We start from the raw sequence: 24,801 nt of genomic DNA on the forward strand, positions 1-24,801 counted from the left end.
GTGGCGAATTCCATTGCGTGCCTCCGGCACATCGCGCACACTCGATACTGTCGGTGGAGCTACGGACATCGCTTTGCGACTGCCCCCGGCCGACTGTTGCGCAGTTGCGGATGGCCCCATTCGTTCAGGAGGAGACGACACCGTGCTGATCCGTCGCGAACGCGCCGACGATGCCGCCGCGATCGCGGCCGTCCACCGCAGCGCCTTCGGACCGCAGTACGCGAATACCGATAACGACCGGAAGACGGCCGAACTCACCGACGACAGCGCCGCGGACCCACCCGAGGTCGACCTCGTCACCCGGCTGCGCAGCGACTCCGGCTGGATCCCCACCCTCTCTTTGGTCGCGGTCGAATACGACACCGTCATCGGCCACATCTGCCTCACTCGCGCGGGCGTCGGCCCGTTCCCGGTGCTCGCCCTCGGCCCGATCGGCGTCCTGGCCGAACATCAGGGCAATGGCGTCGGCGCGGCCATGATGCACGCCGCCCTCGGTGCCGCCGATGCCCTCGACGAACCCCTCATCGGCCTGGCCGGAAGCCTCGACTACTACCCCCAATTCGGCTTCACCCCCGCCGCCCGCCTCGGCATCACGCCGGATGAACCGGCCTGGGTTTCCCACTTCCAGGTGCGGGCATTGTCGGCGTACGACTCGCAGATCACCGGCGAATTCCGTTACGCGGAGCCGTTTTACGAGCTGTAGGTCAAGTCCCGGGGAATTCACGCAACAGACCTCACACTCAGCAGGTGGCGCTAGCGATACCACCAAAGCGGCGATTTCGAGATCACCATGTACTGGCGGCGGCAAACGTCGAGAGTGGTACTCCCGGAAAACATTCTCGGCGGGGTCAGGGGTGGTGGAGCATGTCGTAGACGTAGGAGCGTTCGTGTTTGCGGGCGACCCAGGCGCCTTCGGGCGGGAGCGGGCCTTGGCCTGGGTCGTCGAAGGGGCGGCTCAGGACTTCACCGGAATCGGTGCAGATCGACCAGCCGAAGTCCGGTAGGCGGCGGCACCAGAGGTCGTGATCGACTCGCTTGTAGGACGGGTAGCCGTAGGCCCAGCCGTCGCGCACGAATTCGTACGTCAGCCCATCGAGCTGTCGTACGAACTTCACGCGAGTCACATTTCCATTGTCGGCTTTCCCACAACATTCGCTCAACACCTGCCCCGGGCAGGGTGCCGCAGGTGCACATAGTCGACCTGGGAGGATGACCCCATGAGTTCCGCTCCACCCGTCCTGGACGACCGACGCTTCGTGCTCACCCTCGGGTGCCCGGACCGTCCCGGCATCATTGCCAGGATCACCTCCTTCATCGCCGAGTTCGGGGGGTCCATCGTGGAGGCGGGCTACCACTCCGACCCGGATATCGGCTGGTTCTTCACCCGTCAGGCGATCAAGGCGACGACTGTGCCGTTCGGCATCGCGGAACTGCGCGACCGGTTCGCCGGGGTCGCGGCCGACTTCGGGCCGGAGACCGAGTGGCAGCTGCTCGACTCCGGTGAGCGTCGCCGGGCCGTACTACTGGTCAGCAAGGACGGCCATTGCCTGCACGACCTGCTCGGCCGTGCCGCGAGCGGTGAACTGCCCGCGACCATCGAAGCGGTGATCGGCAATCATCCGGACCTCGCCGGGATGACCGAGGCGCACGGCGTGAAGTTCCACCATGTGCCATTCCCGAAGGATCCAGCCGAACGCGGCCCCGCCTTCGAGCAGGTGCGCGCCCTGGTGGATGCCCACGATCCCCACGCCGTCGTCCTGGCCCGCTTCATGCAGGTGCTCCCCGCCGAACTGTGCGAACACTGGGCAGGCAAGGCGATCAACATCCACCACAGCTTCCTGCCATCGTTCGTCGGCGCTCGCCCCTACCATCAGGCCTTCGCCCGCGGCGTCAAACTGATCGGCGCGACCTGCCACTACGTCACCGCCGAACTCGACGCGGGCCCGATCATCGAACAAGACGTCATCCGCATCGACCACGCCGACGAGGTCCGCGATATGGTCCGCCAAGGCCGCGACATCGAACGAGTGGTCCTGGCGCGGGGTCTGCGCTGGCATCTCGAGGGCCGAGTGCTGGTTCACGGCCGCCGCACCGTGGTCTTCTCCTGACCCCTACCCGGCTGCTCTGGCGGGCTGGCGCACCGAATCGAGGACAAGCTCCAGTTCTTCGTTGAACCGCTCGTACATCTCGGTGTTTCCCAGATGTCCCTGTGGGAGCACCTCGTATTTGACCAGACTGCCGGTCTCCCTGAGCATTTCGGCGATTCGCCGGGCATGCACCGGCGGCGTCATATCGTCGAACTCGCCGGCCAGGATTGTGGTGGGCACGACGAGGTTGCGGGCAGACTCGCCGAGGTCCAGTTCGGCGAGCAGGATTCCGAATTTCGCACGGACGCGGGCGGGGCAGGAGCGGACGACGGCGAGGCTGTAGTCGACCACGTCGCCGGTGGAGCGCAGGCTCATGATCTGTCGGGTGAAGGCCCACTTCACCGGGGCGATCGGTGGGAAGACGAGCGGGGAGCCGAGGCCTAGGCGGCCCATCTTGTGCGGCAGCCGAATTCGCCGGTTGAGCAATGGGAGTGGCGCATTGAAGAACGGCAGGACAGTCGTCTCGGCGATCAGGCGGCTCGGCGCGGTGTTGGTCAGCAGTACCGCGCATGCTTGCTTCGCGACTCGGTCCGGATAGCGGCCGGCCCAGGCCTGCAGCGTCATGCCGCCGAGACTGTGGCCGACCACAACCGCCCGCTCGCCCTGGCGCAGCGTGGCGTCGAGCACAGTGGCCAGATCGTCGGCGAGCAGATCGGTGGTCAGCTGGCTGGCGCCGAGTTCGCTCTCACCGTGACCACGCACGTCGTAGACGACTACGCGGTACCGATCGGCGAACTCGTTGATCTGCGCATTCCAGTACTCGATGGCGCAGGTCCAGCCGTGTACCAGCACGATCGTCTGCGCATCGGCCGGTCCGTAGACGTGTACGCGCAAGCGCGCACCATCACGGGCGATGACCGGAACGACCTCACAGGGCGCGGTCGGCGGATTCAGCACCTCGGTCGCATAGGTACGCGACCGCAGGTTGGCGCGGTGTGTGTGAAGCAACCCCCGGACCCGACCAGGGACGTCCACCAGTGCAGGCGACATTGCGCGCATCGGACACTCCTTTGTGTAACTCTCCGATACACTAATCGCAAACCGCCATGCTTGCTAGTGCAAGCACCTCAGAAGTTATCCGAACTTCTCCCCAGCCCCGTGTGTGACCGATCCCAAAGGAAGCTCGAACCAGCCAGTGGCTGGAGGGTCGAAATCAGCTGTCAACAGCACAAATCGCCACTGTGAACGCTGACAAACCGCCGCCGAATCGCATCTCCGGTTACCTACCGGATCACACCAAGTCGACCGAAAATCCAGCTCGGTCGCTTGGTCGAATCCGCGTCCACACGACAACAGGGTCTCGTCGATGGCAGCTAGCGCACGCAGACCGCCGCGCTCGATACACCACGCCTCCCCCAACCGCAGCCGTGACCGGCTCAGGCACGCAGCTTGACGGGCATGGAGCGGTAGGCGTGCAGATTGCGCAGGGGATGTGGGATCGGTGGACCGTCCAAGGACAGATCCGGGTACCGCTCGAACAGGGCTCGCAGCGCAATGGAGCCTTCCAATCGGGCCAGCGTGGCGCCCAGGCAGCCGTGCAACCCGCTGCCGAACGCGAGATGATCCGCCGCATTGACCCTGGTCACATCGAATCGTTCGGGATCAGGGAAGACGGCGGGATCGTAGTTGGCGCCCGCCAACGACAGCAGGACCAGGGAACCGGATTCGACGCGCTGATCGGCGATGTCGACCTCGCAGTTCGTGACTCGGCCCGTCATCCGCACCGGACCGTCGTAGCGCAAGACTTCCTCGACCGCACTTGGCCACAGCTCCGGCTGTGCCGCCAGCAGTTCCAGCTGGTCCGGATGGCTTGTGAGCAGGGCGATTCCATTGCCGAGCATATTCACCGTCGTCAAGAATCCAGCGTCCAGCAGAAGCGCCGCATTGGCCATCTGCTCGCGACGGGAGAGCTCGCCACCTGTCACCAGCATGCTGAGCACGTCGTCGGCCGGTTCGGCAGTGAGCCCGTCGAGGTGTTGGTCGAAGTACCGCTGAACCTCGGCCAGGTCTTCGATGGCGTGGCGGTAAGTGCTCCAGCTCAGGCCGCGTTCGAGCAGCGGCGCACCGGAATCTCCCCACTTCAGCAGGGTCGAATGCATGTGGGCGGGCAACCCGAGAATCTCGGCGATTATCGCGACCGGCAATTGTGCGGAAAAGTCGACGATCAGATCCGGGCGCGGCTTCGATTCCAGGCGTTCGAGCAGGTCATCGGTCACTTCGACAACCCGCTCACGCAGTTTGGCAATTGCCTTCGGGGTGAATGCCTGCCCGACCAGGCGTCGATACCGGGTGTGGTCCGGCGGATCGGTCACCAGCATCGAGGGCGGTTCCGCGAGGTTGGGTAGTCCGGGATCCGTTTTGGTCATCACCCAGCGGATCGGCTTCGGCAAGGCCGAATGGTTGGGCCTGACGACGCTGAAGCGGCGGTCTCGCAGGATGAGTCGGCACAGTTCGTAGTCCGCGGTCACGCGCAGCCCCGATACCTTGGGTATCCGGCCCCGCTGCCGGATCTCCTCGATGTACTGCGACGAGCCGAGCAATCGATCCGGACCGACCGCGATCTGCCCCAGGGGATCGCCCCGGCGCGCCGCCCACAGGAGGTAGAACCGTGGCAGGCCATGCATCATCAGCCACCGAATCCACACGCGTATCAACATGTCGTCACCTCCCACTCCACCTTTCCATATGATAGATAGCCGCTATGAGCGAAGCGTCGCTGTCGGCGCTGATGGAGCGACCTTCGAATCAGGTGAGAGGCAACCATGGACAGGCGCAGTTTCGTCAAGGGCGCTGGCCTGGCGACGATGCTGGGTTTTGCGAGTGGAAGCACGTTTGCGGCGTGGGCCGATGATTACAGCCCGAGCCCGAGATCACCGGTATACCGCACGCTGGTGCCGGAGATCTTCGCACCGCTGCCGGATCCGGCGGATCATATGCCCGCGATCGTCATCGGATCAGGGTTCGGGGCGGCGATCACCGCGCTGCGTCTGGCGCAGGCCGGGACCCAGGTCGCGGTGCTCGAGCGAGGGTCGCGCTGGCCGAACGATCCGTGGCGCAATATCTTCGCCAACGACACGATTCCGGATGGCCGCGGCTTCTGGCATCGCACGACCTTTACCGGCGCGAACAGGATCCCGGTGCAGATCGATCCGTTCGGCGGGGTCCTCGACGTTTCCAGTTACCCGGGCATAGACGTATGGCGCGGTGCGTGTGTGGGCGGTGGCTCGGTGGTGTTCACCGGGGTGATGATCGAGCCGGAGCAACGGTTCTTCGACCACGTGTTCCAGGGTGTGGTCGACTACCGCGAGATGCACGACATCTACTACCCCAGGGTCCGAAATACGTTGCGGCCGAGCCCGATACCGAACGATATCTACGACTCCTTCGCGTTCACCCACGCGCGCGGCTGGGACGAACGGTTCCGCGCGGCCGGCTATACACCGCAGCGCATCGACGGCAGTTGGAATTGGGACATCATCCGAGACGAGCTGACCGGACGATCGATGCCGTCGGCGACGGTCGGCTGTTCGAACCTCGGCAATTCCAACGGCGCGAAGTTCGATCTGAACCAGAACTACCTGCGTTATGCCGAGGACACCGGCTGCGCCCAGATCTATCCCGGCCATCGTGTGGACGCCATCGCCGAGGAGTCGGGGCGCTATAGCGTCGCCGTGACCAAACTCGCCCCTACCGGGGACGTGCTCCGCATCCGCACGCTGACCTGCGACAAGCTGTTCCTCGCCGCGGGCTCGGTCGGTACCTCCGAACTGCTGGTCCGCGCGCGGGCGACGGGCGCGCTGCAGAACCTGAACGAGCACATCGGCGAAGGCTGGGGTGGCAACGGCGATGTCGCATTGGCGCGGCCTGCCAGCTCGGTCGACATCGGCACGCAGGGCACGCCGTCCGCGACCCGGATTCTGGACGAGGCGGACACACCCGTGTCGCTGGAGAACTGGTTCGTCCCCGGCACCACGCCCTTCGACGTCGGCATTGTCGCGTCGTTGGGCATGGTCCTCGACGACACCCGCGGCCGATTCGGCTACAACCCGACCGACGGGAGCGTGGACCTGCAGTGGCCACCCGACGGCGCTGCCGGCTACCTAGCGCACGCGCGGGAAGTCAACAACAAGGCGACCTGCAACTGCCCGTCCAACGCCCAACCTGCCTTGGAGGCGGATGCCTCATTCACCTCACATCCGTTGGGTGGCGCAGTGATCGGACGCGCGACGGACCCCTACGGCCGGGTGCGTGGTTATCGAGGCCTGTACGTGATGGACGGGGCGGCTGTGCCCGGCAGCACCGGAACGGTGAACCCGTCGTTGACAATCAGTGCGTTGGCCGAACGCAATATCGAAGAGATCATTCGTTCCGGCGAGTAGGCACTACCAGCGCGGCCCGCGCTGAATCTCATCCACCTTCGGCCGCACATCGGCAAGGTACACGCCGGTCGCGATAATCGACACCAGCGCAAGCAGACTCGTGACGCTCAGTGAGAGCAACAGGAACAGCAGGGCCGCGCCGAGGATGGCGATCCAGATCGGTTTGGTCAGTTTGTCGACCGCGGTGAACGCGTCGGGGCGCTGGCGGATGGCGTGGATGAGCGCGAAAATCGTCGCGCCGAGCGCCAAGAGCCGCAGCCCGTACAAGATCCAGCTGGCCAATCCGTGCGCTGTGTCCACCAGCCCATCATAGAAGCAACGACCCCGCACACGTCGGTGTGCGGGGTCGTCAGCGTGGAGAAGGGAAGGGCGTCAGGCCTTCTTGGGGGCCGCCTTCTTGGCCGGAGCCTTCTTGGCGGCGGGTGCCTTCTTGGCCGGAGCCTTCTTCGGGGCGACGCTGTCGGCGGCGGGCTCGGTCTCGGTGGTCACCTCGATGACCTCGGCCTCGACGACCGGCTCGACCTCGGCCTCTTCTTCCTTGGCCGGGCGACCGATCAGCTCGTTGACCTTGGCGAGGGCATCCTCGGCGCGGCTGGCCGCATCCTTGTACAGCGTCTCGACGCGCTCGACCTGATCCTCGACCAGGTGGTTGGCGCGCAGCCGCTCGACGGTCTCCTCGCCGCGCACGGCCAGATCCGAGTACAGGTCGATGACCTGGGTGTAGTACTTCTCGGCGAGCGCCTTCAGCTCCTCCGGGGTGAACTTCTCGCGCAGCTCGGCGAGGTCCTCCGGCAGCTCCGAGGGCAGGCCGGACAGCCGCTCGCGCAGCGTCTCGAACTGGGCCCGGACATCGGCGGGCACGTTGGCGAAGCGCTCGCGGGCCTCTTCGACGCGGCCGCTGACGTCGGCGGTGGCGGCGCGCTCACGCACCTGGCTGACGGCGTCGACAACCGCGGCGTACACGGCATCACCGGCACCGACGGTCGCGAACAGTGGCTTGATGGTTACGTTTTCGGTCATTCTTCGTTCTCCTGGCGTGGCGGAGTTGGTGATGTGCTCGGAACGTCGCTGTCCCACTCGTCCCCCCCTGGTTCGCTTCCTCCGTTTTCCCGGCGAAACGATTCATAGATTTCCAGCAGCACCTGCTTCTGCCGTTCGCTGATCGACGTATCGGCAAGCAGGGCATCCCGGACCGGACTGTGCGGCCGCTGCTCGAGATAGCCAGCCCGTACGTACAACACCTCCGAAGAGACCCGCAGTGCCTTGGCGATCTGCGCGAGTACTTCGGCGGACGGATTACGCAATCCGCGCTCGATCTGGCTGAGATACGGATTGCTCACTCCCGCCAGGGTGGCGAGCTGACGCAACGAGACTTGCGCGGCTTCTCGCTGTGCCCTGATGAAACCTCCGATGTCATGTGCCGCGTTGGCCACACGCGCCGCCTTTTCGCCGACGCCGCTGGATCTCTCCTGCGAATCGTCGGTGTACTCGGCGGAACCTTCGGGCTGGTCTGCCATCACTCACCTTCTGGCGGTTGTACGTATCCAATTCTAAAGCAGGGTGCTAGCTATTGCAAGCACGTTGTAAGCACCCCTCCAGCAAACATTCAGCGCGCTCTGCCCAATTCGCGGCGTTCACGACCCTCCGTGGTTACGCAGGCTGCCGCCTCCAGGCCTGAGCTCACGCAGCGGCGGTCAGCCGCCGAACATCAACTGCGAAATCGTGTAGATCACCAGCCCTGCCAGCGATCCTACGACCGTGCCATTGATGCGAATGAATTGCAGATCACGCCCAACCTGCAATTCGATCTTCTTGCTAGCTTCCTCGGCATCCCACCTGGCAACCGTATCGGTGACCAGAGTGGTGATCTCCGCTGCATAGTTTTCCACCAGATACCGCGCACCGCGATCGATCCAATCGTCGACCTTGGCGCGCATCTCGGCATCATCGCGCAGCCGCTCCCCAAGCTGCTGCACATTCTCGGCGACCTTGCGCCGCAGCGTGGAGTTCGGATCGTCGGCCGATTCCAGGATCAGCCGCTTGGCCGCGCGCCAGGTCGCCTCGGCCATGCCGGTGATCTCCTCGCGACCCATGATCTGCGCCTTGATCCGCTCGGCCTTTTTGATCATGGCCTCGTCGTGCTGGAGGTCGTAGGCGAATTCCTCGAGGAACCGATTCGCCGCGAGTCGCACCTCGTGTTCCGGATTCGACCGCACCTTCCAGGTGAACTCGACGAGTTCCCGATAGATCCTTTCTGAAAGCAGAATGTTTACGAATTTCGGCGCCCATTGTGGAGCATCCCGTAAAACGATCCGGTCGATCGTTTCCTGCGAACCGAGCGCCCACTGGTGCGCACGCTCGGCAAGCATGTCGAGCAGCGGCAACTGCCGATTGTCGGCGAGCAGTTCGGCAAGCACCCGGCCGATCGGCGGACCCCACAGCGGTTCGGCGATCCGCTTGACGATGGTGTTGTCGATGACCTGCTCGACATCCTCGTCCCGCAGCACCCCGACCACCGCGCGCAGAATGGTCGAACTCTCCTGCGCCACCCGGCCCGCATGTCCGGGATCGGCCATCCAGCGCCCCACCCGCCAGGAGACCTGCGCCGAATTCACCTTCGCCGAGACCACATCCGGGGCAAGGAAATTCGATCCCACGAAGGCGCCGAGACTGGCGCCGAGCTGATCCTTCTTCTTCCTGATGATCGCGGTATGCGGGATCGGCAGGCCGAGCGGATGGCGGAACAGCGCGGTCACGGCGAACCAGTCGGCGAGTGCGCCGACCATGCCCGCCTCGGACGCGGCCCGCAGGTAGCCGACCCAATCACCGCTCACTCCGCGCGATTCCAGCCAGCGACAGAACAGATAGACCGCTGTCGCGAACGCCAACAACCCGGTGGCCAGGGCCTTCATCTTGAACAGATCGCGGCGCTTGCCCGCCTCGTCGACGAAGGCCGCGAAACTGGTCGGGGGTGCCGACGTGGGCGCATCCAGCACCGCTGTATTGGATCGGCGGCGTTCGCGGGGCCCTTGGTGGTTACGCTCCGCTTCCGCCTCCGGGCCCGTCGCTCGCGCCGCCGTGTTGCCGGGAGCTTTCTCCATGACACCCATTCTGCTGTGTGTTACCGACCGACCTCCGAGCCGATCGCAAGCGACACGCAACCGACGCCGAATGGCCCGATTATGTGCAACCTGTCGCAACCGACACCCAAACGCGCATGTGGGTCGTTGCCTGGACCTAAGCTGGTGGTCCACGGACCCACACAAACGAGGGAGCTCACGCTGTCCACCGAAGACCTTGTCGATGTCGGCGAGCTTGCCGAACGACCGGCAGCGGTGCGCACCGGCCGGACGGACGGCCGTAAGCGCCGATGGCGGCAGCACAAGATCGACCGCCGCGAAGAGCTGGTCGATGGCACCCTCGCGGCTATTCGCACGCGGGGCAGCAACGCGGGCATGGACGAGATCGCCGCGGAGATCGGCGTCTCCAAAACCGTGCTCTACCGTTACTTCTCGGATAAGAACGACCTGGTCCACGCGACCATGCAGCGGTTCATCGAGACCACCCTGATGCCGCGGGTGTACGAGGCGATCAGCCTCGACGCGGACGAGTACCACCTGGTGCGTTCGGCGCTGGCCGCCTACGTCGGCACAGTCGACGAGGACCCCGAGGTCTACCGGTTCATCATGGGCAACGGCTCGACCGATCAATCCTCGCTCGCCGAATTCGAGAAGCTTTTCGCCGACGTCGTCACCACGGTCATCATCGATCGCGGCGTCGAGCACGGCTTCGAGACCGAGGGCGCGCTGCTGTGGTCTTATGTGCTCGTCGGCGGCATCCAGTTGGCTACGCACTGGTGGACCACGGATAAGGCGATGTCGCGCGAGGAAGTCATCGACTACCTGACCATGATGGCCTGGAGCGCCATCGAGGGCATGGCGCGCGCGGGCGGCTCCCGGGCGATCTTCAACGCCCAGCCACACATCCTGCCGGACCCGCCGCAAGCCGGCGCCTGAGCGCTAGCTAGTGATCGCCGACTGATCAATCGCCCGACTTCGCGCGCTAACAGGCCGCTAGCTGGGGCGCTAGCTGAAATAGTGACGGCGGTCTCGACATTGCCGCGAGGTTGGCTACTCTGAAGCCGAGCGGTACGCGGGTGTCCCACGTCACCGCCCCGCGCTTTGCGCCCGATGGCGGTCTGCGCGGGTCGCTACGTGGTTACGCAAGCTACCGCCTGCGCGCCCGTCGCTCCGACCGCTGGCACCAATGGAGGTACCTCGATGGCGAAGCAAGTGCCGACTTCTCGGCTTGCTCGTGGCACCAAGCTGGGTGCGGTGGCAGCCGGTTCGGTAATTCGAACCCAGCGCACACGCCTATCCATGCGGGGCCGGTCGGCGGCCGTACGCGCCAAGATGGCCGAGGAGTCCATGATCCGCACCACCGAGCAGGTGGTCACGGTCCTCGGGACCATGAAGGGCGTGGCCATGAAGCTCGGCCAGATGATGTCGGTGCTCGATCTCGATCTGGTGCCGGAGAGCCATCGCGAACGCTTCCAGAAACGACTCGCCGTGCTGCGCAATGCCGCGCCGACAGTGTCGTTCGAGTCGATGCGGCAGGTGATCGAGGAGGACTTCGGACAGCCGCTGGACGCGGTATTCGACGAATTCCAGCCCGAGCCCATTGCCGCGGCCTCGATCGGGCAGGTCTATCTGGGGCGGCTGCACGACGGACGTCAGGTCGCGGTGAAGGTGCAGTACCCGGGCATCGACGCGGCGGTGCGCGCGGATCTCAAGAATCTGGCCATGTTCCGGCGCGTTCTGCAATCGGCGATGCCGTGGGTCACGCCCGCCGTACTCGACGAGCTGCGGCTGAATATGGAGAGCGAACTCGACTATCACGCCGAGGCCGACACCCAGCTCCAGATCGCCGAGCTCTACGCCGGACACCCGTTCATCATGGTGCCGCGTTCACTGCCCGAACTCAGTACGACGCGGGTGCTGGTCAGTGATTATGTGGCGGGCAAGGGATTCGAGGAGATCCGGCAGTTGCCCGCGGTCGAACGCAATCGGATCGGCGAGATCATCTATCGCTTCTATGTCGGTTCGCTGTTCAGCTTCAACGAATTCTGTGGCGACCCGCATCCGGGAAATGTGTTGCTGGCCAACGACGGTCGGGTCGGCTTCCTCGATTTCGGCCTGTTCAATCGGATGGATCCCGAACATGTGCGGTTCGAGACGATCTGTCTGCGCGCGGCGGCCGAGGATCGGGCCGAAGACCTGCGGCAGTTGATGATCGAGCGCGGCGTGCTCGACTCGCCCGACGAGATCGGCGCCGAGGAATGCCTGGAATACGTGCTCGCGGCCTCGGAATGGTGTCTGCTCGACGAGGAGTTGACCATTACCCCGGAACTGGCCAGCGGTGCGTTTCTGCTCGCGGTGGATCCGCGAGCCAGTGAATTCGCCGGGATGAAACAGCAGAATCTGCCGCCGGAGCACCTGTTCTCGCGGCGTGCCGACTTCCTCACCTTCGGCATGCTCGGTCAGCTCGAATGCACCGCGAACTGGCACAAGATTTCCCGCGAATGGCTCTACGACGAAGCGCCCGTCACCGATTTGGGTAAAGCGCATCGGGAGTGGTTGAGCGAGCGCAAACCGACGCCGACCAAGAAGCCGCGGGCGCGGGCGAAGAAGCGGACCACGCGCGGTTCCGGTACCAAGTAAATCCACCAGAGCAGCTATCGAACGGAAGATCATGACAGACAACCGAGAATTCGACCTAGTGCTGTTCGGCGCAACGGGTTTCGTCGGCAAGCTCACCGCGCAGTATCTGCTCGGCGCGGCGCCCGCCGAGGCGCGCATCGCACTGGCGGGACGCTCGCTCGACAAATTGACAACGGTTCGTGACGAACTCGGCCCCGCTGCCGCGAATTGGGGGCTGGTAGTTGCCGATTCGACCGACCAGACCGCACTCGACGCACTGGCCGCGCGGACCACTGTCGTGGTGACCACCGTCGGCCCGTACCTGCGCTACGGCATACCGCTGGTGGCCGCGTGCGCGAAGGCTGGTACCCACTACGCCGACCTCACCGGTGAGCCGCTGTTCATCCGGGACGCGATCGACCGGTACCACGAGCAAGCAGTGGAGACCGGCGCGAAGATCGTGAATTCCTGTGGCTACGACTCGATTCCGTCGGATCTGAGTGTGTACCAGCTGTACAAGCACACGGTCGCGGACAACACCGGCGAGCTCGAGGACACCACCCTGATCGCGTCGCTGAAGGGCGGGGTGAGCGGCGGCACCATCGACTCGGGCCGGGCCATGATGGAGGCCATCGCGGCCGATCCGGCCAAGGGTTCGGTGATGAGCCACCCGTATTCGCTCAGCCCGGACAAGTCGATGGAACCGAATGTCGGCCGTCAGACCGATCAGGCGCTGCAGCGGGCCAGCAGCATCGACCCAAGCCTGGACGGGTGGGTCGGCACCTTCGTCATGGCCGCGCACAACACCAAGATCGTGCGCCGCACCAATGGCCTGCTCGGTTGGGTCTACGGTAAGAACTTCCGCTACCGCGAGGTGATGAACGCGGGCAAGTCGGCCGCGGCGCCGCTGGTGGCCGCCGGTATGGCGGGCGGCATCGTGGCGACCATGGCCGCCGGTGCGGTGCTGTCGCGAGTCGCGGTGGGACGCAAGCTGCTCGACCGGATCGTGCCCAAGCCCGGCACCGGACCGAGCGAACAGGCGCGCACGAGTGGCTGGTTCACCATGAAGACCTACGCGCGCACCTCCTCGGGCGCGAAATACGTGGCGACCTTCTCCGGCGCCGGCGATCCCGGCTACCAGGCCACCGCCGTAATGCTCGGACAGGCCGGACTGTGCCTGGCATTCGACGGTACGAAGCAGCCCGAATTGGCCGGTATCCTCACCCCAGCGGCCGCGATGGGCGACGCGCTCACCGACCGCTTACGTGCCGCAGGCATGACCATCGAGGTCGAGCGCACGTAACTGCCTTCCGCGTCGCCCGACCAGCCGCCGCCTCACATACCTTCCGGGTACGTCGCAGACCGTCGGCAGATCTCGCACATCGACTCTCCGCGCGACACACCGCACCCGAACCGCGAAGTCATGCGAGAGCTCGGGATGCGGACACTGCGAGCGCCTGATTGGAACTCCCCAACGACGAGGAACACAAATGAGATCCGGACCAGTCGAGCGTCATAGACGGGTCACCGCACCGCCACCAGCCGACCTGAGGGCGGTGCGGTGAACCTCGCTCGACGCACCATGAACGCCCCCGCCCTCGCCGCGATCTACGAAAAGGCTTGGCGGCCCGCGCTGTTCTATCTGGCCAGCGGCCGCACCACAGCCGCAGACCGTCGCGACGCCGTCACCACCCTGCGTCTCGACGGGTCCAAGAAGGTGCTCGATATCGCTTGCGGCCCAGGCAACTTCACTCGCTATCTGAGCAATGCCCTCGACGGGGACGGCTTCGCCATCGGCCTGGACTACTCCGCACCGATGCTGGCCCGAGCCGTCACCGACAACGGGGGCCCGCGCGTCGGCTATCTCCGCGGCGACGCGCGCACCCTGCCCTTCGCCGACGGCACCTTCGACGCCGTCTGCTGCTTCGGGGCGCTCTACCTGATCCCCGACCCGATCGCGGCGACCCGCGAAATGATCCGCGTCCTCGCCCCCGGCGGCCGCATCGCCATCACCACCAGTTACCGCGGCGACAACCCGTTCGGCCGGGCGAGCCGTGTCGTCGGCGGCTGGAGCGGACTTCGTGTCTTCGACGACGAGACCTTCCCGAAGCTCTTCGCCGAAGCGGGCCTGATCGATATAGATCAACAGGTCCACCGCCTCCTGCAATACATCAGCGCCACCCGCCCGCTCTAGAGACCCCCGCTGTGGTGCGCCACATCACATGGGTGCGACGCCGAGGGACGAGCACAAGCGGGTTACACCGGTCGGTACCGAACGGTAAAGTGCCCGCAAGCGGTGGGTGGACCGAATGTGAGGGGGCGACCCAGATGGCGGTACCGGATACCGGTCAGCGGATGGCCAGACAGTTGTATGCCGCCGCCACCGGAACCAGCGGCGGGGCACCCTTCGAGTTGGCCGAGGATGTCGCCGAAAACCTCGCTGCCGCGTGCGACAAGCTCGTCGAGGATCTACAAAAGGCGACGGCCACCGGACATCTCGTCACGGAGGTATCCGGTTTTCCCGACCTGCCGACGGGCCACGGCCTGGCAAAAGGCTTCGGCGACAAGGGCACTCAATTCCTCGACACCGTCACCGCATTCCAGGAAACCGCCCTGCTGTACAAGGCCGCCTATCTGGCCGCGGGAAAGCGATTCGAGGATGCCGAGGCCGCGAACCGTGCGGCCATGCAACTGATCACCGATTACCTGGAGTCGCCGCGCGGCGAACAGTCCGACGGAAACCACTGACCCATGGCCGATTCCGTCACCAGGGCAGCCGCCGACGCCATCCGGGTCCAGCAGCGCGCCGTCGCCGCTTCCGCCGGATCAGCAAGCGGCGGAACCGATCCCCCGTACGCACCCGAGCGCGAACTATTCGGCGCCTATACGCACCAAGAGATCTGGGATCTGGTGCACGAGGTCATCGATCCCGCGGCTCTCGGCCGGGTCGCCGATGCCTGGCGCGCCAGTGCCACCGTGGTCGCCGAGGCATTCCAGGCCTTCTCCGATGCCACCAATCGCGAATTCGCGCACTGGTCGGGTCGTTCCGCCGATGCCGCGCTGCGCGCCACCCGCGAATTCGTCCGCACCGGTACCGAGGCGAATGATGTCTGCCGCGCGGTACAGCGCCTGATGGAGCTCAATTCCGATGCGGCACAGGCCATCCGAGCGGCGATTCCGCCGCCGCCGCAGTATCGTGCTCTGGAAGATCAGGCCGCCGAAGCGATCCACGGCGGACAACGCAGGATGGACCACGACATGGCCGCTGCTACGGCGCAGGCCGATGTCCAGGACACGATGACCTATGTCTACACCCCGATCATGCCCGCATCCGGCGACCATGTCCCCCGGTTCACCCCGCCGCCCGACGGCCCACAGATCGCGCGGCCGAATGCCGGCAGCGGGGGCGCACGGTGAAATGGGTATTCACCCCGGACGAATTCACGCATGTCTGGGAGAACGAAACGAGTCTGGACCGCCGCCCCTATCCGGTCAATCTGGCGCCCGCCGCCACGGTCCGCACCGAATCCGAATACGCCGCACTGCGACTACCCCAGCGCTTCGCCCGCCAGGCCGATGCCGATCTGGCCGCCGCACTCATGCTGTGCGCCCGCCCCGATGCCACCACCATCACCGTCTCCGGTGAGTCGGGGGCCAAGCGGATCCTTGTTTTCGCCGCGGTGGTGCACAACCACGCGGGCATTCTGACCGCCGATATCGACAAGGTGACCGTGCGCATGTGCCACGCCCGCAACCTCGGCAAACATCTGATCGAGATCATCGGATCGGCCGAGCCCGGCAAGCTGGCGCCCATGCGGGAGCCGCAGGACGCGGTCCTGAACGCCGACGAAGGCGACAGCGCGACCAACGGTCATCGCCGCGCCGCCCGGTTCCGTCAGACCCTGCGAAAACCGGTGGACGGTCGCGGCTTCATCACCGTGACCGTGGAACCGGAAAACCCGATGTCGCCGCCCACCAGGCACCGCAGCTGGCTCGATTTCACCGGTGACGGACGCTATCTGCTCACCACCTCGCACGAGCTGACCCTGACCCCGGTCACCGACGAGGATTTCGCCGACCAATTGCTCCGCCTAGCCCAGATCCGCTGACCCATCGCCGGGCAGTTGACAACCGCCACGTCGCAGCACCCCCGTGAGCACAACGGAGCGAGTCTTACGATCAACCCGTTCGCGGCCCGTCTCGCGTCCGAGTCGTCGAAGCGCATGCGCCGCACGCGTAGGGCTCGACCATCCGGCGCGTGTGCATTGGGTGCTGAACGACCTGCCATCAGTGACCCCGACGGAGCGAGTCTTACGAGCGACCCGTTCGCGACCCGTCTCGCGTCCGAGTCGTCGAAGCGCATGCGCCGCACGCGTAGGGCTCGACCATCCGGCGCGTGTGCATTGGGTGCTGAACGACCTGCCATCAGTGCCCCCAACGGAGCGAGTCTTACGAGCGACCCGTTCGCGGCCCGTCTCGCGTCCGAGCCGTCGAAGCGCATGCGACGAAGTCGCGAGTCTCGACGGCTCGGACGCGAGACACAGGGGGCCGTGAACACGCCGCGCCGAAGGCGCGGCAATCAGACAGAGCCATAAGATACATCGATGGCGAAGAAATGGTCTCTGCCGCCCATCGAGGCCTTGCGGGCCGATGGCTTGCGTATCGCTGATCTCGATGCCTCCGGTACGCCCGGATTCAAAGGTGGCAAGAAGCAGGCCCAGAAGCTGCTCACAGAACGTGCAGGCGTGCTCTCGGATCTGCAGGAGAAGCTCTACGCCAACGGCCGTTCCGGCGATACCCGCAGCGTGCTGCTGGTGCTGCAGGGGATGGATACCGCAGGCAAGGGCGGCATCGTCCGCCACGTCATCGGTTCGGTGGATCCGTCGGGCGTCGACCACGCCTCCTTCGGTGTTCCGACCGGGGAGGAGAAGAGCCACCACTACCTGTGGCGCATTCGCAAGGAACTGCCGCGCGCCGGCCAACTCGGCGTCTTCGACCGCTCGCACTACGAGGATGTGCTGGTCGTGCGGGTGCACAATCTGGTGCCGCCGGAGGTCTGGGAACCGCGCTACGACGAGATCAACGCCTTCGAGCGGGAACTGGTCGACCAGGGCACCACGCTGGTGAAAGTCGCCATGTTCGTCTCCCTCGACGTGCAGAAGGAGCGGCTGCGCGAACGGCTGGACCGACCGGATAAATACTGGAAGTTCAACCCCGCCGATATCGACGAACGCGGCTACTGGCCCGCCTATCAAGAGGCCTACCAGGTCATGCTGGACCGCACCTCGACCGACTACGCCCCATGGCATGTGCTCCCGGCCGACCACAAGTGGTTCGCCCGCCTCGCGGTCACCGAACTGCTGATCGACGCACTCGACGGGCTGAAACTCGACTGGCCACCGGCCTTATTCGATGTCGAGGAGCAACAGCGCCGCCTCACCGAAGCCTGACCAAGGTTCCTCTCAGGTTGACCACGGATGATGTGGCCGTGCCCGTCCACGCCCCGGGGGAGCTCCGGATCTACCATCGTGGCGGCAGGTAACCGGCAGGCAAGCGAAAGGCGTGGTGAACGCACGGTGAGCAATAAACCGGGTGGTAAAACGAATCCGCTCGCGGCGGCGGAGCGCGCCGACCGCAACCGCAAGATCCTCATCCAGGTGGGTGTCGCCGTCGTGCTGGTCGGGCTCATCGCAGCGATCGGCATCGGTATCGCGGTGAAGAACGCAAACAAGAACGATCTGGGCGCCACCCCGTCCATCGCCGCCACCGCGAGCCAACTGCCCAATGGCGCCACCGCGACCATCACCGATAACGGCGCGGTCCGCATCGGCAAGCCGGATGCGAAGGTGACCGTCCGCGTCGTCGCCGACCTGCAGTGCCCGGCCTGCAAGGGCTTCGAGGCCGCCAACGCCAAGGTCATCAAGGATGCCGTCGACAATGGCACGGCCATCGTCGAATACAACATCATCTCGTTCCTGGACAAGGCCTCCACCACGAAGTACTCCTCGCGCGCGGCCAATGCGGCGTATTGCGTCGCCGAGGCGGATCCGTCGAAGTACCTCGACTGGCTGACCACCATGTACACACAGCAGCCCGCTGAGGGCAGTGCGGGCCTGACCGATGACCAGCTGATCGATGTCGCGAAGGGCGCGGGCGTTCCGGATTCGGTCGGGCAGTGCATCAAGGACAACAGCTACAACAAATACATCGGGGCCAAGACCAAGGACGTGCTGAACAGCGGCATCCAGTCGACCCCGACGGTCTTCGTCAACGGTAAGCAGATCCAGTCCAGCCAGGAGCTGATGACCCCCGGCGGCCTCGCACCCGCGATCGCCGCCGGAGGCCAGTGAACAGCGCGACATCCAGGGCCGCCTGGGTGTTGCTGATCGGCGGGCTGGCCGGGTGGCTCGCCTCGGTCACGCTGACCATCGAGCGGTTCAAGCTGTTCACCGATCCGAACTACCGGCCCTCGTGCAGCATCAACCCGATCCTGTCCTGTGGCAGCGTGATGGCCACCGAACAGGCCGCCAAATTCGGATTTCCCAATCCGATCATCGGCATCGTCGGCTTCTCGGTGGTTGTCACCCTCGCGGTGCTCGCGGTCGCCAATGTGCGCTTTCCGCGCTGGATCTGGGGCGGACTGTGGGTGGGGACCGTGCTCGGCACGGTCTTCATCTGCTGGCTGATCTTCCAGAGCCTGTACCGGATCGGCGCGCTGTGCCCGTACTGCATGGTGGTGTGGGCGATCATCACGCCGCTGCTCGCGGTGGCCACCGAGCAGGTGTGGGGTGGTGCGCGCGGACCGATGCGGATCGTCGTCGAGTGGCGGTGGACGTTCGTCGCGGTGTTCTACGCCGTGGTGCTGCTGCTGATCTTCCTGAAGTTCCAGGATTACTGGCTGTCGCTGGTCTAGTTCGGTGTGCCCAGCGCGAGCACCACGGTGATCGTGCGCTGCACTCCGCCGATGCCGAGGACACCCAGCTGAACGATGTCATCCGGCTTGTGCACATTGATCGCGCCCCGCAGCGCCTTCGCGGTGGTGATGCCACGGCCGTCGATCGAGGTGATGACATCGCCATCGACGAGTCCGGCGGCGTAGGCCGGTAATCCGTACAGTGCGACATCGATCTTCGCCCCGCTCGGTTTCGCATCGGAGATCAGTACGCCGAGCGTCGCGGTCGGCCCGATGTGCACAGTTTCGGTGGGCGTGCCGGAACGGATCTGGCCCACGACCCGCATCGCGGTGTCGATCGGCACCGCATAGCCGTTCGGGGTGCGCCCGACCTCACGTGAGGTTTCGCCCGACGCGGCGGTGATCACGCCGACCACCGTGCCACCGGGATCGGCGAGCGCACCGCCGGACTGTCCCGCGGTGACCGGCGCCGCGATCTCCACCATCCCGGTCAGCGATTTGCGGGTCAGATCGGAGGCATTGAGCGCGACGATCGTGCTGTTCAGATCGGTGATATTGCCCGGGATCGAGGTCGGCGTGCCGCCCGCGCCACCCGCATTACCGATGGCGAGCACATCCTCGTGCACGCGCAGCTCGGCGGAGCGGCCGATGCGTGCGGTCGTCAGATCGGTGGCACCGGTGAGTTCCAGCAGCGCGATATCCGCACCGGCGTCGTAGCCGAGCACCGTCGCGTCGTAGACGGTGCCGTTGCCGACATCGGTGACCGACACGGTTTCGGCGCCCTTGACCACATGATGGCTGGTCAGCACCTGTCCATCGGCGGTCAGCACGATCCCGGATCCGGCCGCGCCGAGTCCGAACGGCCGCGCGGACGTGCTGATATTCACCAGTGCCGGTTCTACTGCCTGCGCGACCGCCACCGGATCCAGCGGCGGCAGCGGCTCGAGCAGGGCGGGCGGGGAGTTGTCCGCACCCGAGGGCGACGACCAGTCGGGCAGTTCACCGCGGAAACCGAAGAAGGCGGCCACGGCGAGCAGGACGGCCGCGAACAGCGCCAGCGCCCGCCCGCCACTGTCTACTCGCCGCCCCTCGGGCGGGCGGTGCCGCTCGTCGTCCATACCGCTCTCCCGCCGCCGGCTGGGCCCTTGACCAATTCCATTGTGGCCGGAGATCTTTATTCGGCGAAGCGTTTGGCAATCCTCCGCATGCGGCGGTAGGCATGTACGCATGAGCGAACGCAGTGAGCGAACCATGACGCAGCGCGCAACGCGCATGCCGAAGCCGAGCGCCAGCGAGGCGCAGGCATGAGCGTTGCTGCTGCGTATGCGATGTCCGCGCCCGATGGGCAATTCGAGAAACTCATGATCGAGCGGCGCGAGCTCGGACCGCGCGATGTGCTGATAGATGTCAAATACGCGGGTATCTGCCACTCCGATATCCACACCGCCCGCGACGAATGGGGCAGCGCCAAATACCCGTGCGTCCCCGGGCACGAGATCGCGGGCATTGTCGCCGCGGTCGGTCCGGAGGTGTCCAAGCATCAGGTCGGCGATCGGGTCGGCGTCGGCTGCATGGTCGATTCCTGCGGCGTCTGCGGTCCATGTCTGGCCAATGAGGAGCAGTACTGCGACAACGGCGCCACCATGACCTACAACACCCAGGTGGACTCCTCCATCCAGCCGGGTGGGTACACAATGGGCGGCTATTCGACCCAGGTCGTGGTGACCGAGAACTTCGTACTGTCGATTCCGGAGGGCATCGGACTCGATGTGGCGGCACCGCTGCTGTGCGCGGGCATCACGCTGTTCTCCCCGCTGCGGCACTGGAATGCGGGGCCGGGTAAGAAGGTCGCGATCATCGGCATGGGTGGACTCGGGCACGTCGGGGTGAAGATCGCCGCGGCGATGGGGGCCGATGTCACCGTGCTGAGCCATTCGCTCAGCAAGCAGGACGACGGCAAACGCTTCGGCGCGCACCACTACTACGCGACCGGCGATAAGCAAACCTTCCGCGAGCTGCGCAACCGCTTCGATCTGATCCTCAATACGGTCTCGGCCGATCTGCCGATCGACAGCTACCTGCGCCTGCTGAAGCTGGACGGCACCCTGGTGATCCTCGGCATACCCGAGAACCCGTTGAGCGTCAGATCTTTCATCCTCGCCGGATACCGGCGGGCGCTGGCCGGCTCGATGATCGGCGGTATCGCACAGACCCAGGAGATGCTGAACTTCTGCGCCCAACACGGAATCGGCGCGGAGATCGAGCTGATCTCGGCCGACGAGATCGATGGCGCCTACGACCGGGTCGTCGCGAGCGATGTGCGGTACCGGTTCGTGATCGACGCCGCAACGATCTAGTCCGTGTCGTTGCGCCGATTCGTCGCCGGTTCAGTAGCTTGGCGATGTGTCTGCGGATGAAGAGCAATCCCCACCCGCCGAAACGGCGGCGGTCACCGCCGATGTGACCGCGGGGCCGCCGCCGTGGCTGTTGCGGGCGTTCCTGCTCGCGGCGGCGACGGTGGCCGGGCTGGTATGCGGCTTCTGGATTCTGCAGAAACTGCAGGGTTTCATACTGGTGCTGCTGGTTTCGCTGTTCCTGGCCTTCGCCATCGAGCCGGCGGTGAATTGGCTTGCGGCGCGCGGTGTCCGGCGCGGACTGGCGACCGGGGTGGTGTTCGTAGTGTTGGCCGTCGGCACCGCCGCATTCGTGTGGACGCTCGGCGCGCTGCTGGTCGATCAGGTCACCACCCTGGTCAAGAACGCGCCCGAACATGCGGATCAGGCCGTCGACTGGGTGAATCGCACCTTCAAAGCCGATCTGTCCAGCAGCGATATCCAGAAGTACCTCGGCGACTGGAGTTCCACCATCGACGGCTATCTGGTCGGGTTGGCGGGCAATGCCTGGGGCGTCGGCACCGCCGCGATCGGTGCGATTTTCCAGGCACTCGGCGTGCTGTTGTTCACCTACTACTTCGCCGCCGACGGACCGCGCTTCCGCAATGCGGTCTGCTCGCTGCTGCCGCCACACCGCCAGCGACATGTATTGCGCGCCTGGGATATCGCCGTCGACAAGACCGGCGGCTATATCTATTCGCGCGGACTGCTCGCACTGTGCTCGACGATCGCGCACTATGTCGCACTGCGCATCCTCGATGTGCCGTCCGCATTCGCCCTCGCGCTGTGGGTCGGTGTTGTCTCGCAGTTCATTCCGACCGTCGGCACCTATCTCGCCGGTGCGCTGCCGGTGCTGGTCGCGCTGGTGCACGGACCGTCCACCGCGCTGTGGATTCTGGGCTTCATCGTGGTGTACCAGCAGTTCGAAAACTATGTCCTGCAACCGAGGATCACCGCGACCACGCTGGATATGCATCCGGCCGTGGCATTCGGCGCGGTCATAGCGGGTGCGGCGATACTCGGGCCGACCGGTGCGCTGCTGGCGATTCCGGTCACCGCGACGGTGCAGGCATTCGCGGGCGCCTACATCCGTCGCTATGAGGTCGAGGCGGACAGCAATACCGAAACGCCCGAGGGGCCGCCGAAGAAGCAACAAAAGTGGTTGCGCCAGTTGACCATTCGCCTCAGCGGCAGCGGTCGGCCACCGGAGTGATCATTCAATCCGCTGTAGTGCATCGATCAGCGCCAAGCTGACCTTGCCCATCTGGGCGCGGCTGTGCAGGACGGTGTCGTACTCGACCTGGATGGTCAGGCGTCCGCCGATGGTGAAGACGGTGAGCTTCGGCGGCATGCCGGGGCCCATGGCGTAGACGTCGTCGCGAATGTGACGGATACCGTTCGGGATCGAATGTGCTGGCAGGCGACCGATATTGGAGATAGCGACGGTCGGCGAGGCCGCGAAGATCGCGGCGGTCGCCTCGTCCTGGACGCGCTGCGAGGCGAGTAGAAATATGGGAGCTTGGCGCTGCTCCAGTGCGGCCGCCATGCCCGCGGCCACCTCGTATGCGACCTCGATCGGGCCCGCGTTCTCGGCGACGAGCGCGGGGGTGCCCGCGCCGGAAGCGCAATTCAGGATCGCGTGCGCGGGCAAGTTCAGCTCGGATCGCACATCCACCGCGTGGCCGCAAAACACCGGAAGCGTTCCCGTCGCGGGTTCGAGTTGGGAGCGGACTGCGACGAGTGCGGCGCCGGCGAGCAGGCTGTTGACCGAAAGCCCGCGCGCACGAGCGGCGTCGACCAGGTTCTGGGTTTCCTTGGTATCCAGTTCGATTCGCTGCACCGCGAACCGGCCGAGTGGATCGTCGCCGCTCCCGTCGATCGGTAGGGTGCGCGGAGCCGATTCCGGCCCTACCAGCGAGGCCACCGTCCGGATCTGGTCAAGCGACTCGGCGACCTCCACATCCGAGACCACCGCGGCGAGTTGGATATCGATGCCCTCGGGCAATTCCTGATCGAAATCCGACTGCGGCAGTGCGGTTCCCGTCGCACATGCGGTGTAGCGCTGCCACAGCTGCGCGAGCAGCGCGAAAGCCGATCTGCCATCGGCGATTCCGTGATGGATGACCAGGACGATTTGATCGCGGTCGCCGTCGCGGAGCAGATGGGCGCGGAACAGGCCGTCGCGCCAATCCCGTGGTCCGTTGACCAGATTCAGGTACTCGGCTTCACCGCCGTCGGTGATCTCGAGGTGGGGCCGGTAGGCGTCGTCCCGGCGCAGATACAGCGTGCCGTCGGCATCGGCCACCGGCTTGCTGCGCAGCAGTGGATGCTGGGCAGCGAGTTCGTCGAGCACCCGGCGCAGGATCTCGACATCCAGCAGTCCATGCACGGTGGAACCGATGAACAGCGGCATACCGCCGGTCGGCACGCTGCCGAGTCGGGTTTCGGAGCCGAAGAAGGTCAGCTCGAACGGAGAAATCGGTCGCTGTGCGGTCATTGGTCGTCTCGTACTTCCGTGTGGTGGAGCAGGTTACGCCCTCAACATACAGATGTTTCAAACGCTTGTCACAAACACTTGTTTGAAATACGTGTCACAAACAGATGTATGCCACGCTGATAGGGTGGGAACCCGAGAAGATCTGCTCGCCGCAGCCAAGCAGTGCCTGGCCGAACGCGGGTATGCGCGCACGACCGTGCGGGATATCGTGGCCGCCTCCGGCACGAATCTGGCCGCCATCAACTACCACTTCGGCACGCGCGACAAACTGCTCAACCAGGCGATGATGGAATCGAGCGCGGATGCGGTACAGCAGATCCTCGAATCACTGCCCGCGCACGATGCCGAGGATCCGGCCGCCCGCCTGCGCGATTTCCTGCACCAGTTGATCACCTCGTTCACCGAGAATCGCGCCCTCTGGTCGGCCAATGCCGAAAGCCTGACGCAGGCGCTGCACTCCCCCGAACTGCGCACCGAATTCGGCACCGCGCAGGCGCAGGCACGCGACGGACTATCCGACTTTTTCGGGCCTGGTGCGCAGGACCCGCGCATCGGCGCCATCCTGCAAACCATGATCGGCGGCCTGCTGATACAACACCTGGTCGACCCGGACCAGGCCCCCACCGCCACCGATATCACCGCGGGTCTGCGCACCCTCGCCACCCTGCTCCCAGCTGACGGCGGGACATAGCCGCCGCATCGTCGCCTAGGCGTGCTTCCGGGTGGTCCCGCTCCGGGCGCGCTCTGCGCGCCCGAATAGCGACCACCGCGTC

Annotated in this window: 25 protein-coding genes; 16 read left to right on the top strand and 9 right to left on the bottom strand. The window is 65.4% G+C overall.

Annotation, left to right across the window (positions count from 1 at the left end):
* Nucleotides 1-142 precede the first annotated feature (142 nt).
* On the top strand, nt 143-703 hold the full coding sequence (locus OIE68_RS28215) for an N-acetyltransferase (protein ID WP_327094081.1): 561 nt from the start codon (nt 143-145) through the stop codon (nt 701-703).
* A 145-nt stretch (nt 704-848) separates the two neighbouring features.
* On the opposite strand, the gene OIE68_RS28220 is transcribed toward OIE68_RS28215, so the two are convergent.
* Complete coding sequence (locus tag OIE68_RS28220) at nt 849-1,124, bottom strand: hypothetical protein (protein ID WP_327094082.1); 276 nt, start codon at nt 1,122-1,124, stop codon at nt 849-851.
* A gap of 93 nt (nt 1,125-1,217) precedes the next feature.
* Here OIE68_RS28220 and purU point away from each other — a divergent pair, with 93 nt between their 5' ends.
* Nucleotides 1,218-2,108 carry a formyltetrahydrofolate deformylase gene (purU, locus tag OIE68_RS28225; RefSeq protein ID WP_327094083.1) on the top strand — a complete coding sequence of 297 codons (891 nt, stop codon included), beginning with the start codon at nt 1,218-1,220 and terminating at the stop codon, nt 2,106-2,108.
* Nucleotides 2,109-2,111: 3 nt separating this feature from the next.
* Here the strand turns inward: purU and OIE68_RS28230 are convergent, their stop codons facing one another.
* Entirely contained in the window at nt 2,112-3,146 is a 1,035-nt protein-coding gene (locus tag OIE68_RS28230; RefSeq protein WP_327094084.1) for an alpha/beta hydrolase, read from the bottom strand.
* 377 nt (nt 3,147-3,523) lie between these two features.
* Complete coding sequence (locus tag OIE68_RS28235; RefSeq protein ID WP_327094085.1) at nt 3,524-4,804, bottom strand: cytochrome P450; 1,281 nt, start codon at nt 4,802-4,804, stop codon at nt 3,524-3,526.
* A gap of 105 nt (nt 4,805-4,909) precedes the next feature.
* Between OIE68_RS28235 and OIE68_RS28240 the strand changes: the two genes are divergently transcribed.
* Nucleotides 4,910-6,526, top strand: coding sequence for a GMC oxidoreductase (locus OIE68_RS28240; RefSeq protein WP_327094086.1), 1,617 nt, complete (start codon nt 4,910-4,912; stop codon nt 6,524-6,526).
* Nucleotides 6,527-6,529: 3 nt separating this feature from the next.
* Here the strand turns inward: OIE68_RS28240 and OIE68_RS28245 are convergent, their stop codons facing one another.
* The 4 genes from OIE68_RS28245 to OIE68_RS28260 all read right to left on the bottom strand — a co-directional run bounded on the left by OIE68_RS28245 (nt 6,530) and on the right by OIE68_RS28260 (nt 9,627).
* Complete coding sequence (locus tag OIE68_RS28245) at nt 6,530-6,826, bottom strand: DUF2516 family protein (protein WP_040696344.1); 297 nt, start codon at nt 6,824-6,826, stop codon at nt 6,530-6,532.
* A 72-nt stretch (nt 6,827-6,898) separates the two neighbouring features.
* Entirely contained in the window at nt 6,899-7,546 is a 648-nt protein-coding gene (locus OIE68_RS28250; RefSeq protein ID WP_327094087.1) for a heparin-binding hemagglutinin, read from the bottom strand.
* Nucleotides 7,543-8,043, bottom strand: a complete 501-nt coding sequence (locus tag OIE68_RS28255) for a helix-turn-helix transcriptional regulator (protein WP_327094088.1) — start codon at nt 8,041-8,043, stop codon at nt 7,543-7,545. Before OIE68_RS28255 ends, OIE68_RS28250 begins: the two co-directional genes overlap by 4 nt.
* Before the next feature lie 177 nt (nt 8,044-8,220).
* A complete protein-coding gene (locus OIE68_RS28260; RefSeq protein WP_419150569.1) occupies nt 8,221-9,627 on the bottom strand; it encodes a DUF445 domain-containing protein in 1,407 nt (468 codons plus the stop codon).
* Between the two features lie 234 nt (nt 9,628-9,861).
* Between OIE68_RS28260 and OIE68_RS28265 the strand changes: the two genes are divergently transcribed.
* The 10 genes from OIE68_RS28265 (at nt 9,862) to OIE68_RS28310 (ending at nt 19,138) form a co-directional block, all read left to right on the top strand.
* A complete protein-coding gene (locus tag OIE68_RS28265; RefSeq protein WP_327101834.1) occupies nt 9,862-10,542 on the top strand; it encodes a TetR/AcrR family transcriptional regulator in 681 nt (226 codons plus the stop codon).
* 264 nt (nt 10,543-10,806) lie between these two features.
* Nucleotides 10,807-12,246: an AarF/ABC1/UbiB kinase family protein gene (locus tag OIE68_RS28270; protein WP_327094090.1), complete on the top strand. Its 1,440-nt coding sequence runs from the start codon at nt 10,807-10,809 to the stop codon at nt 12,244-12,246.
* A gap of 28 nt (nt 12,247-12,274) precedes the next feature.
* Nucleotides 12,275-13,528 (top strand): saccharopine dehydrogenase family protein, encoded by a 1,254-nt coding sequence (locus OIE68_RS28275; protein WP_419150811.1) that lies wholly within the window; start codon nt 12,275-12,277, stop codon nt 13,526-13,528.
* A gap of 258 nt (nt 13,529-13,786) precedes the next feature.
* Nucleotides 13,787-14,419: a class I SAM-dependent methyltransferase gene (locus OIE68_RS28280; protein ID WP_327094092.1), complete on the top strand. Its 633-nt coding sequence runs from the start codon at nt 13,787-13,789 to the stop codon at nt 14,417-14,419.
* A gap of 134 nt (nt 14,420-14,553) precedes the next feature.
* The gene (locus OIE68_RS28285) at nt 14,554-14,973 is read left to right on the top strand and encodes a hypothetical protein (RefSeq protein WP_327094093.1); all 420 of its coding nucleotides are present in this window, start codon (nt 14,554-14,556) and stop codon (nt 14,971-14,973) included.
* Between the two features lie 3 nt (nt 14,974-14,976).
* Complete coding sequence (locus OIE68_RS28290; RefSeq protein ID WP_327094094.1) at nt 14,977-15,642, top strand: hypothetical protein; 666 nt, start codon at nt 14,977-14,979, stop codon at nt 15,640-15,642.
* Nucleotides 15,639-16,334, top strand: a complete 696-nt coding sequence (locus OIE68_RS28295; RefSeq protein WP_327094095.1) for an ESX secretion-associated protein EspG — start codon at nt 15,639-15,641, stop codon at nt 16,332-16,334. The genes OIE68_RS28290 and OIE68_RS28295 overlap by 4 nt, the downstream gene beginning before the upstream one ends.
* Nucleotides 16,335-16,829: 495 nt before the next feature.
* Complete coding sequence (locus tag OIE68_RS28300; RefSeq protein WP_327094096.1) at nt 16,830-17,675, top strand: polyphosphate kinase 2 family protein; 846 nt, start codon at nt 16,830-16,832, stop codon at nt 17,673-17,675.
* A 126-nt stretch (nt 17,676-17,801) separates the two neighbouring features.
* Nucleotides 17,802-18,575 (top strand): DsbA family protein, encoded by a 774-nt coding sequence (locus OIE68_RS28305; RefSeq protein ID WP_327094097.1) that lies wholly within the window; start codon nt 17,802-17,804, stop codon nt 18,573-18,575.
* Nucleotides 18,572-19,138 carry a vitamin K epoxide reductase family protein gene (locus tag OIE68_RS28310; RefSeq protein ID WP_327094098.1) on the top strand — a complete coding sequence of 189 codons (567 nt, stop codon included), beginning with the start codon at nt 18,572-18,574 and terminating at the stop codon, nt 19,136-19,138. Before OIE68_RS28305 ends, OIE68_RS28310 begins: the two co-directional genes overlap by 4 nt.
* Here OIE68_RS28310 and OIE68_RS28315 read toward each other — a convergent pair.
* Nucleotides 19,135-20,256 (bottom strand): S1C family serine protease, encoded by a 1,122-nt coding sequence (locus OIE68_RS28315; protein WP_327094099.1) that lies wholly within the window; start codon nt 20,254-20,256, stop codon nt 19,135-19,137. The two genes, OIE68_RS28310 and OIE68_RS28315, sit on opposite strands and share 4 nt — an antisense overlap.
* Nucleotides 20,257-20,442: 186 nt before the next feature.
* Between OIE68_RS28315 and OIE68_RS28320 the strand changes: the two genes are divergently transcribed.
* Entirely contained in the window at nt 20,443-21,495 is a 1,053-nt protein-coding gene (locus tag OIE68_RS28320) for an NAD(P)-dependent alcohol dehydrogenase (protein ID WP_327094100.1), read from the top strand.
* A 46-nt stretch (nt 21,496-21,541) separates the two neighbouring features.
* A complete protein-coding gene (locus tag OIE68_RS28325) occupies nt 21,542-22,744 on the top strand; it encodes an AI-2E family transporter (protein WP_327094101.1) in 1,203 nt (400 codons plus the stop codon).
* Here OIE68_RS28325 and OIE68_RS28330 read toward each other — a convergent pair whose 3' ends face one another.
* Nucleotides 22,745-24,028, bottom strand: coding sequence for a phthiocerol/phthiodiolone dimycocerosyl transferase family protein (locus OIE68_RS28330; RefSeq protein WP_327094102.1), 1,284 nt, complete (start codon nt 24,026-24,028; stop codon nt 22,745-22,747).
* A 124-nt stretch (nt 24,029-24,152) separates the two neighbouring features.
* On the opposite strand from OIE68_RS28330, the gene OIE68_RS28335 reads away from it, so the two are divergent.
* Complete coding sequence (locus OIE68_RS28335; RefSeq protein ID WP_327094103.1) at nt 24,153-24,719, top strand: TetR/AcrR family transcriptional regulator; 567 nt, start codon at nt 24,153-24,155, stop codon at nt 24,717-24,719.
* The last annotated feature ends 82 nt before the right edge of the window (nt 24,720-24,801 follow it).

This window comes from Nocardia vinacea (assembly GCF_035920345.1).
GTDB classification, from domain to species: domain Bacteria; phylum Actinomycetota; class Actinomycetes; order Mycobacteriales; family Mycobacteriaceae; genus Nocardia; species Nocardia vinacea_A.

Bases quoted from the DNA above. Each gene is read 5' to 3' on its own strand.
- OIE68_RS28285 (WP_327094093.1), top strand. From the start codon at position 14,554: ATGGCGGTACCGGATACCGGTCAGCGGATGGCCAGACAGTTGTATGCC.
- OIE68_RS28320 (WP_327094100.1), top strand. From the start codon at position 20,443: ATGAGCGTTGCTGCTGCGTATGCGATGTCCGCGCCCGATGGGCAATTC.
- OIE68_RS28250 (WP_327094087.1), bottom strand. From the start codon at position 7,546: ATGACCGAAAACGTAACCATCAAGCCACTGTTCGCGACCGTCGGTGCC.
- OIE68_RS28235 (WP_327094085.1), bottom strand. From the start codon at position 4,804: ATGTTGATACGCGTGTGGATTCGGTGGCTGATGATGCATGGCCTGCCA.
- OIE68_RS28290 (WP_327094094.1), top strand. From the start codon at position 14,977: ATGGCCGATTCCGTCACCAGGGCAGCCGCCGACGCCATCCGGGTCCAG.
- OIE68_RS28315 (WP_327094099.1), bottom strand. From the start codon at position 20,256: ATGGACGACGAGCGGCACCGCCCGCCCGAGGGGCGGCGAGTAGACAGT.
- OIE68_RS28230 (WP_327094084.1), bottom strand. From the start codon at position 3,146: ATGCGCGCAATGTCGCCTGCACTGGTGGACGTCCCTGGTCGGGTCCGG.
- OIE68_RS28260 (WP_419150569.1), bottom strand. From the start codon at position 9,627: ATGGAGAAAGCTCCCGGCAACACGGCGGCGCGAGCGACGGGCCCGGAG.
- OIE68_RS28240 (WP_327094086.1), top strand. From the start codon at position 4,910: ATGGACAGGCGCAGTTTCGTCAAGGGCGCTGGCCTGGCGACGATGCTG.
- OIE68_RS28330 (WP_327094102.1), bottom strand. From the start codon at position 24,028: ATGACCGCACAGCGACCGATTTCTCCGTTCGAGCTGACCTTCTTCGGC.
- OIE68_RS28270 (WP_327094090.1), top strand. From the start codon at position 10,807: ATGGCGAAGCAAGTGCCGACTTCTCGGCTTGCTCGTGGCACCAAGCTG.
- OIE68_RS28255 (WP_327094088.1), bottom strand. From the start codon at position 8,043: ATGGCAGACCAGCCCGAAGGTTCCGCCGAGTACACCGACGATTCGCAG.
- OIE68_RS28300 (WP_327094096.1), top strand. From the start codon at position 16,830: ATGGCGAAGAAATGGTCTCTGCCGCCCATCGAGGCCTTGCGGGCCGAT.
- purU (WP_327094083.1), top strand. From the start codon at position 1,218: ATGAGTTCCGCTCCACCCGTCCTGGACGACCGACGCTTCGTGCTCACC.